Source organism: Phocaeicola sp. RTP21198st1_B8_RTP21198_201120, from assembly GCF_040929485.1.
Lineage (GTDB): Bacteria > Bacteroidota > Bacteroidia > Bacteroidales > Bacteroidaceae > Phocaeicola > Phocaeicola dorei.
In genome coordinates, this window is the sequence record NZ_JBCOCI010000114.1 from 1 (window position 1) to 10,075 (window position 10,075).

At 38.9% G+C, this 10,075-nt stretch carries 5 protein-coding genes; 2 read left to right on the plus strand and 3 right to left on the minus strand.

What is annotated here, in order from left to right:
- The 3 genes from AB5935_RS22300 to AB5935_RS22310 all read right to left on the minus strand — a co-directional run.
- The coding region (locus tag AB5935_RS22300; RefSeq protein WP_368327580.1) for a patatin-like phospholipase family protein at positions 1-1,163 on the minus strand (1,163 nt) is incomplete at its 3' end.
- A gap of 129 nt (positions 1,164-1,292) precedes the next feature.
- Positions 1,293-3,338, minus strand: a complete 2,046-nt coding sequence (gene htpG / locus AB5935_RS22305; protein ID WP_007851594.1) for a molecular chaperone HtpG — start codon at positions 3,336-3,338, stop codon at positions 1,293-1,295.
- A 134-nt stretch (positions 3,339-3,472) separates the two neighbouring features.
- Positions 3,473-5,989, minus strand: coding sequence for an ATP-dependent Clp protease ATP-binding subunit (locus AB5935_RS22310; protein ID WP_120053455.1), 2,517 nt, complete (start codon positions 5,987-5,989; stop codon positions 3,473-3,475).
- Between the two features lie 364 nt (positions 5,990-6,353).
- On the opposite strand from AB5935_RS22310, the gene gyrA reads away from it, so the two are divergent.
- Positions 6,354-8,912, plus strand: coding sequence for a DNA gyrase subunit A (gene gyrA, locus AB5935_RS22315; protein ID WP_008654750.1), 2,559 nt, complete (start codon positions 6,354-6,356; stop codon positions 8,910-8,912).
- 30 nt (positions 8,913-8,942) lie between these two features.
- On the plus strand, positions 8,943-10,075 hold a 1,133-nt coding region (locus AB5935_RS22320), incomplete at its 3' end, for a tetratricopeptide repeat protein (RefSeq protein ID WP_368327581.1).

Sequence of the window (10,075 nt, forward strand, 5' to 3'; positions counted from 1 at the left end):
GCATGAGGAATGATTTCGGATATAATATTATCTGACAACAAACGGAAATATGCTCGTTTGATATCCTCCATAGTGAAAACATCGAAGTCGTTTTCATGGAACTCTTTTTGTATATATTGCTTTTGTCGTTCGTTGGCACCAGTTATATTTACTCTTTTGAAACGGAAATCCGGTAAATTGCTCTTATAGGCCAGTCGTTTAACTTTCACTTGTTCGGGGGTGATTCTTCGATGAATTCGGCTTTTTATGGAGTCCATCATTTCTATGGCACGTTTATAACCAATGTCATGCAACTCGTCAAAGCGCTGGAAGTCCATTAAATTGACATCATCATATTTAAAAGTCATGAGGATGCCGAGGGAATCGGGTAAAGAGTAATCTGTCTTTTGCATAATCATATTTTCCAGTTGCCCCATAATGTCACCTTCCTTGGGTTTGCCCGGATTGGCGGATACGGCACTTCCTATAATGATATCCGGATGGAAGGTGTCACGCATTACATTCACTGGAAAATTATTGTAAATGCCACCGTCGTATGCCAGTATCGAGTCTATTTCGATAGGCTTGAACATGGCAGGAAAACTCATGGAGGCACGTACGGCATCTCCCAGATCTCCTTTTTTCAATATCAGTGGTCTTTTATTGTACACATCCGAAGCTATACAGCGGAAGGGAATATACAGGCTGTCAAAATTGGCCTTGCTTGCAGCTGTTGCCTGACCGAATAATTGCAGAAATACAATATTCATCTGAATGGGATCTACAATGCTGGTAGGCAAAAACTGAGGTTTGACATTCTTCAGCGAGTCTTTCAGGGAGATACGGATGTTGATAAATTCGGGTGTTGGAGGATTTTTCTTGAAATAATAGATGTATTTCTCTTCCACATTACCTGAATACCAGCGTTTGAAGTCATCGGATTTGAGTAAAGCCTCCATTTCATCGGGAGAATAGCCCATAGCATAAAGTGAACCGACAATGGCTCCCATGGATGTGCCTGCAATATAATCTATGGGGATACCGTTTTCTTCTAATGCGCGGATAATGCCGATATGGGTTAGGCCTTTGGCACCTCCTCCGCTCAGTACCAGTCCCACTTTCTGTGCATGGATGGGAGGAAGCAGTAAAAAGAGAAGAAAAAGTATATATAGATAATGTTTCATGGATGTCGAATCTTTGTATGTGTTGCTCCAAATATAGAAAGAAATCTTCGTTTCCAATCGTTTTTTAGAATAAAAAAGCGCCGGAAATGAACTTCCCGACGCTTTTGATAGCAAAATGTGATAGATTTGTTAAATCAGTTCGATACTGCGTTTTACAAAGTTTGTCAAAGCTTCGCCTTTCAACATATTATTTTGTAACAGAGCAAGGTCAATCAATTGGCGGATTACTTTGTTACCACCTGCGTATTCACCTAAAACAGCTTCTTTCTTGGTCTTTTCATCGGCCAACTTTTTCTCAACATCACTTAATTCATCTTTTTCTGCTTGAGGTATTTCATCGGCTTTTTTACCTTCCTGTGCTTTGTGAAGTTCGTCGTGACGTTTATTCAGACTGGTCATTTCAGTTTCGATAGGTTCAAGAGCAGCTTTACAAGAGTTGTCCGCATCATTCAAAACTTGTTTCACCAGTTTGTGGTCGACATTCAGAACCAAGTTGAACATATCCGGCATTTCTCCATAAAAACTCATACCTGCCTGGATATTGGCCATTTCTTTCATACGGCGCATATATTCGCTTTGGGTAATCATGATAGGAGTTCCTGTCTCGCCTAAAGATTGTGTTTCTACATTGAACTCCACTTTCTTCATCTGTGGCAACTGACTGCGGAATATGGAAGATAGAATATCGCGTTGGCCGGCTTCCAGACTGGCATCTTTGCGCTCTTCTTTAGCAATCAGGCGGTCAATTACATCACTGTCCACACGGGTGAAGCGGCTCTTTTCAAATTTTTGCTCGAGCATACTTACCATAGCTACATCCAGCTGACCATCCATTAACAATACGTTGTAGCCTTTGTTCTTGGCCGCATCAATGTAGCTGTATTGTTCGTCTGCATGGGTAGCATACAGATAAATCAAGTTGCCGTCCTTATCTGTTTGATTATCTTTGATCAAGCTTTGGTATTCTTCATAAGTATAATATTTGTCATCTGTGTCTTTCAGCAGAGCAAATTTATTAGCCTTTTCGTAGAACTCTTCTTGGGTTAACATGCCGTAGTTGATGAAAATTTTCAAATCATCCCATTTCTCCTCGAATTCTTTGCGGTCATTCTTAAAAATGGCTTGCAGGCGGTCTGATACTTTCTTAGAAATATAAGTGGAGATTTTCTTCACGTTGGAATCGCTCTGCAAGTAAGAACGGGATACGTTCAACGGGATGTCTGGTGAGTCAATCACTCCGTGTAACAGGGTCAGGAAGTCTGGAACAATACCTTCTACCGAGTCGGTGACATAGACCTGGTTACAGTAAAGTTGGATTTTGTTTTTTTGTAATTCAATGTTGCTCTTTACTTTCGGAAAGTACAGAATACCTGTCAGATTGAACGGATAATCCACATTCAGATGGATCCAGAACAAAGGTTCGTCTGCCATGGGATATAATTCCCGATAGAATTTCTTATAATCTTCGTCTTTCAGTTCTACCGGTTTGCGTGTCCATAAAGGATAGGTTTCGTTGATTACATTGTCTTCATTTGTTTCAACCTGCTTTCCATCTTTCCATTCTTTCTTTTTGCCGAATGCAATGGGGATAGGAAGGAAGCGGCAATATTTAGTCAGCAATGAAGAAATACGTGTTTCTTCCAGAAATTCTTTGCAGTCATCATCTATATAAAGGATAATATCCGATCCGCGGCTTTCTTTTTCAACATTTTCGATAGTAAACTCAGGGCTTCCGTCGCAAGTCCATTTCACAGCTTGTGCTCCTTCTTGGTGGGATTTTGTGATGATTTCCACTTTTTTGGCTACCATGAAGGCAGAATAGAATCCCAGACCAAAGTGTCCGATGATGGCATTGGCATCATCTTTATATTTTTCAAGGAAGTCGTTAGCGCCTGAAAAAGCTATCTGATTGATATATTTGTCGATCTCTTCGGCTGTAAGTCCGATACCCCGGTCGGAAATGGTGATGGTACCTTTTCCTAAACTTACTTTAATAGTAAGATCTCCCATCTCTCCTTTGAATTCACCTTTAGATGCAAGGGTTTTCAGTTTCTGTGTGGCATCTACTGCATTAGAAACTAATTCACGGAGGAATATTTCATGATCACTGTATAAGAACTTTTTGATGATGGGGAAAATGTTCTCAGTGGTTACCCCAATATTTCCTTTTTGCATACTATTTATGGTTTTAAGTTATTATGTTATATATACGTTTGAATCGTCTTTTTGTTGGATGATGGGCAAAAAAAATGCCAGATACAATGATATCTGACATTTTGTCTGTTATTTTTTGAAGAACTTTGGACTCTTTACTTTTCCACAGTCATGACAATGATGTCTTTTTCTTTGTCATAGCTTACCTTGATCGTGTCACCAACCGCCATTTCTGATCCAAGTATCAGCTCGGAGATTCCATCCTCCAAATTGTTTTGGATGGCACGTTTTAATGGGCGTGCTCCGAACTGTACATCGTAACCTTTGGTGGCTACAAACTTTTTGGCATCTTCGTCGATAACAAGCTTATAACCAATGTGTTCCACACGACTGTAAAGACCCTTAAGTTCAATATCGATAATCCGAGTCAGTGCATTCAGGTCGAGTTGGTCGAAAGTTATTATTTCGTCCAGACGATTGATGAATTCGGGCGCAAAAGACTTATTCAAAGCTTTTGTAATCACGCTGCGCGAGTATTCTTTGTCATCTGTACGGATTTGGGCGGCAAATCCGATTCCTTTTCCGAATTCTTTAAGTTGGCGGGTTCCAATATTGGATGTCATGATAACTATGGTATTTTTAAAGTCTACAGTTCTGCCATAACTGTCAGTCAACCGACCTTCATCCATCACTTGCAACAGTATGTTGAATACATCGGGATGCGCTTTTTCAATTTCATCCAATAAAACGATGGAGTAGGGTTTACGTCTTACTTTCTCCGTCAGCTGTCCGCCTTCTTCATAACCTACATATCCGGGAGGTGCTCCTACCAGACGGGATACGGTGAATTTTTCCATATATTCACTCATGTCAATGCGGATAAGTGCATCTGCCGAACCGAACATTAGTTTCGCTAACTCCTTAGCCAGATGAGTCTTGCCGACACCTGTCGGACCTAGAAACATGAATGTACCAATCGGTTTATTAGGATCTTTCAGACCTACACGGCTTCTTTGAATAGCTTTTACTAGTGTGGCGATTGCTTTGTCTTGACCGATAACTTTAGAAAGCAGATCGTCTTTCATTCCTAATAATTTCATTCCTTCAGCCTGTGCCATTCTTTGCACAGGTACGCCTGACATCATGGAAACGACTTCGGCTATTTGTTCGTCATCTACCGTTTCCCGATTTTCCTTCAGGCTTTTTTCCCATTCTTCCTTCAGAGTATCAAGCTGGTTCGTATATTCTTTCTCTTTGTCACGATAGCTGGCGGCTAGTTCGAAATTTTGTAACCTGACAGCTTCATTTTTAAGAGATTTCATCTCATCAATCAGTTTTTCCTGTTCTTCAATTTCTTTGGGAGCAGTGATATTAGTAAGATGTACGCGCGAACCGGCTTCATCTAAAGCATCTATCGCTTTATCAGGGAAGTTACGGTCTGTGATATATTGGTCTGTCAGTTTTACACAGGCTTCAAGGGCCGCATCTGTATAGTTCACATTATGATGATCCTCGTATTTATCTTTGATATTTTTCAAAATCTGAAGTGTTTCTTCTGCAGTTGTTGGTTCTACAATAACCTTTTGGAACCGGCGTTCCAATGCACCGTCTTTTTCAATATTTTGGCGGTATTCGTCCAATGTCGTCGCTCCGATGCATTGAATCTCACCTCTGGCCAATGCAGGTTTCAACATATTGGCTGCATCCATTGAGCCTGCTGCAGAACCTGCTCCCACAATAGTGTGGATTTCATCGATGAAAAGAATGATGTTAGGATTCTTCTTCAACTCGTTCAAAATGGAACGAATACGTTCCTCGAATTGTCCACGATATTTAGTGCCTGCGACAACGGCAGTCATATCAAGAGCTATCACGCGTTTATCAAATAAAATACGTGATACTTTCTTTTCCACAATCCGTAATGCAAGTCCCTCAACAATGGCAGATTTGCCGACTCCCGGTTCGCCAATCAAAATAGGGTTGTTCTTCTTGCGGCGGCTCAATATTTGTGCCAGTCGCTCTATTTCCTTCACCCGGCCAACTACAGGATCCAGTTTTCCTTCTTCGGCAGCTCTTGTCATATCTGTGCCAAAATTGTCGAGTACAGGAGTGTCATTAGCTGGCTTTTTTTGTGCCGGACGTGCCTGTTGTTGTGCTGCATTTGATTTATTGCTACTTGGATTCTGACGTATATCTTCGTCTTCATCCTCGTCCTCACTGAACCCCAGACCTGCATGGGGATCTGGCTGTAAAGTGAGTTTAATTTTTTCGTATGTTACGCCATTGCTTTCCAAGATGTGGAAAGCTGTATTATCCTTGACCTTCATAATTGCTAATAAAATATGTTCGGAGTCAGCTGCAATGTTTCTCAATAACTTAGCTTCCAGAATACATAACTTTAACACTTTGGATGCTTTGTCATTAAAGCTAATATTCTCGTCATAGGTGGTGTCATTTTCCACATTGTTTTTCACAATGGTCTCCAACTGATTTTTTATGTCCTGTAAGTTTATTTGTAAATTAAATAAGATCTCGATAGCTTTTCCTTCACCTTCACGTATCAGTCCCAACAACAAGTGTTCGGGACCAATATAGCTATTCCGCAGCCTGTTGGCTTCTTCCTTGCTATACATGATGATATCGGACACTCTTTGTGTAAATTGATTGTTCATAAATTTATCGTCCTCCTAAAGTATAGTGTTTATTTCCCAGTGTGCAAAGATACACATAATAACAATGCATACCATTGTTTTCTTATTTATATTAGCATAACAAAATGTATGCCAAGCTTTGACAGACTAAATGGATTAAACAAAAATAAGGGTTATAGCAAACTATTCACAAAGTAAATGAGAAGTGGGAGTGATAATCACTATATACTATAGAATAAGGTATAGGGATACTTTTTACTTATATAAGTAAAAACATTTAATGGACTTAACTTTTTTATGGGTTTTGTTTCGTATGTCGTATAAAAGTAGTACTTTAGCGTGGTTTTTGGTAAACCAAAAAGATGTATAATTAATATTTGTTTAAATGCTAGAACAAGACAGAATTATAAAGATTAACATCGAAGAGGAAATGAAGTCGTCGTACATTGATTACTCAATGTCAGTAATTGTTGCGCGCGCCCTCCCGGATGTTCGCGACGGCTTTAAACCGGTTCATAGACGTATCTTATATGGTATGATTGAGCTGGGTAATACCTCCGATAAAGCTTATAAGAAATCAGCAAGAATTGTAGGTGAAGTTTTGGGTAAATATCACCCGCATGGTGACTTTTCCGTGTATGGAGCTTTGGTCAGGATGGCTCAGGACTGGGCTATGAGATATCCGTTGGTAGATGGTCAAGGTAACTTCGGCTCTGTTGATGGTGACAGCCCTGCTGCCATGCGTTATACGGAAGCAAGATTAAAGAAAATAGGTGAAGAGATGATGCAGGATCTTTATAAGGAAACTGTTGATTTTCAGAATAATTTTGATGACACGTTGCAGGAACCTACTGTCATGCCGACACGGATTCCTAACTTGTTGGTAAATGGAGCATCCGGTATTGCAGTAGGTATGGCAACCAATATGCCTACTCATAATCTTTCTGAAGTAATCGATGCATGTATTGCTTACATTGACAATAATGATATTGATATTGAAGGACTTATGCAATATGTAAAAGCACCGGATTTCCCTACAGGTGGATATATATATGGTATAAGCGGGGTACGTGATGCTTACGAAACCGGACGTGGTAGAGTGGTGATGCGTGCTAAGGCTGAGATAGAAACTCATACTACACATGATAAGATCATAGTTAATGAAATTCCTTATAATGTAAATAAGAAGGAATTGATTGAAAATATCGCATCTTTAGTTAATGACAAGAAGATTGATGGTATTTCGTATGTAAATGATGAATCCGACCGTGAAGGTATGCGCATCGTTATTGATGTTAAACGTGATGCAAATGCTAGTGTGGTGCTGAACAAATTGTTCAAAATGACAGCTTTGCAAACTTCATTTGGCGTAAATAATATCGCTTTGGTCCATGGTCGCCCCAAAATGTTGAATCTGAAAGATTTAATCAGATATTTTGTAGAACATCGTCATGATGTGGTAATTCGTCGTACTCAGTATGATTTACGGAAGGCACAGGAGCGTGCTCATATTCTTGAAGGGTTGATTATAGCTTCTGATAATATTGATGAAGTTATCCGTATTATTCGTGCTGCAAAAACCCCTAATGATGCTATAGCAGGGTTAATAGAACGTTTTAATCTGAGTGAAATTCAGGCACGTGCTATTGTAGAAATGCGTTTGCGCCAATTAACAGGTCTGATGCAAGATCAGCTTCACGCAGAATATGAAGAAGTGATGAAACAGATTGCTTATTATGAAGAAATTCTTTCAAATGATGAACTTTGTAAAAAAGTAATCAAAGATGAGTTGATAGAAGTAAAAGAGAAATACGGGGATGCCCGTCGGTCTGAAATAGTTTATTCTTCAGAAGAATTTAATCCAGAAGATTTTTATGCTGATGATCAGATGGTTATCACGATATCCCATATGGGATATATCAAGCGTACTCCTTTATCAGAATTCCGTGCCCAAAATAGAGGTGGGGTAGGATCAAAAGGAAGTGAAACCCGTGATGAAGACTTTGTAGAGCATATTTATCCGGCTACAATGCACAATACTATGATGTTCTTCACTCAGAAAGGTAAGTGCTATTGGTTGAAAGTTTACGAAATTCCCGAAGGAACTAAAAATGCCAAAGGACGCGCTATTCAGAATTTGCTGAATATTGATTCCGATGATGTGGTTACAGCATATTTACGTGTGAAAAACCTTAATGATACCGAGTTTATTAATAGTCATTATGTGCTGTTCTGTACAAAGAATGGCGTCATTAAAAAGACTTTGTTGGAACAATACTCACGGCCTCGCCAGAATGGTGTTAATGCGATAACTATTCGTGAGGATGATAAAGTGATCGAAGTTCGTATGACTAACGGTGATAATGAAATCATTATTGCTAACCGTAATGGTCGTGCAATTCGCTTCCACGAAAGTGCGGTTCGTGTTATGGGACGTACGGCTACAGGAGTGCGTGGTATGACTTTGGATGAAGATGGTGGCGATGAAGTTATCGGTATGATTTGTATAAAAGATCCTGAAGCTGAATCAATCATGGTAGTTTCTGAACAAGGATACGGTAAACGTTCTGATATCGAAGATTATCGTAAAACCAATCGTGGCGGTAAGGGTGTAAAAACGTTGAATATTACAGATAAAACAGGTAAATTGGTGGCTATCAAGTCTGTTACAGATGGGAATGACTTGATGATTATTAATAAATCTGGTATAACAATTCGTTTGAAAGTCGCTGAGGTCCGCATTATGGGACGTGCAACGCAAGGTGTACGATTGATAAATTTGGAGAAACGTAATGACCAAATAGGTTCTGTATGTAAGGTGACATCTGAAGAAGAGGAGATTACAGATGAAAATTCAAATGCAGATTTTGAAAATATAACTGAAGGAGAGGGTGGTAGTATCACTAATCCAGATTTAATTGCCGAAGCAAATAGTGAAGAATAAAATAAATTGTATTATTAAATCCACAAAATCATGAGAAAAGTATTATTTACAGTGGCTTTATTGTTAACAGCTTGCTTTGTGTCTGCACAAGTAAGTGTTGTTAAGGAGGCTAAATCCTTGAAAAGCAAACCTGAAGAAGCTGCAAAAGCTATCGAACCGGCTTTAACTAATCCTGAAACTGCTAATGATCCGGAAACATGGAAATTAGCAGGAGATTTTCAGAAAGCAATTTATGATGAAGAAAACATGAAACTTTATTTACCTGGAGGCCAAGCAGATACAACTAAGCTTTATAACAGCTTAGCTAAGATGTATGACTTCTACTTGAAATGCGATGAAATAGAGCAGGCTAAAGTTCAAAGTGGCGAGTTAAAGAAACCCAAATTCAGAAAGAAGAATGCAGATGCTTTGAAGACTTTGCGTTTAAACCTGGTTAATGGTGGTGGTGATGCTTACAATAAAGGAGATTATGCTGATGCTTTAAAGTATTTTGGGTTATTTGTTGATGTAGTAAACGAACCTATGTTTGCTGATGATGATGAGTTGAAGACTGATACTTTGAATGCATTATATGCTTGCTATGCAACTTTAGCTGCTAATATGCTGAAAGATAATCAGGCTGTCATCAAATATGGTAATATAGGTAAGAATCATAAAGAAGAAGGTTATAGAGCATTAATGTGCTTGGCTGAAACATATGGTCAGAAAGAAGGTGGTGATTCTGCAAAATGGCTTGAAGTAATCAAAGAAGGTACTGAATTGTTCCCTAAGCAAGAATACTTTGTTGGTAATATTATGGATTATTACATTCAAAAAGGTATGGTTGATGAGGGTCTGGTTCAAATTAATAAATTGCTTGCTACGAGTGAAACTCCGTACTATCTTTATGTAAAAGGTATCTTATTATATGAGAAAAAGCAGTATGATGATGCAATTGCTACATTTAATAAAATTATTTCAAATAACGGAGATTTAGTTGCTGAAGCATATTCAAAGATTGGTGACTGTTATTTTTTCCCAGCTCAGATTATTGTTGAGGAAAATGCGAAGCTAGCTATTGATGATCCCAAATACAATGAAAACGAAAGTAAGATTAAAGAGTTGTATGAGAAAGCTAAACCATACTATGAGAAGGCAAAAGAATTAAAGCCTGACAATAAGGC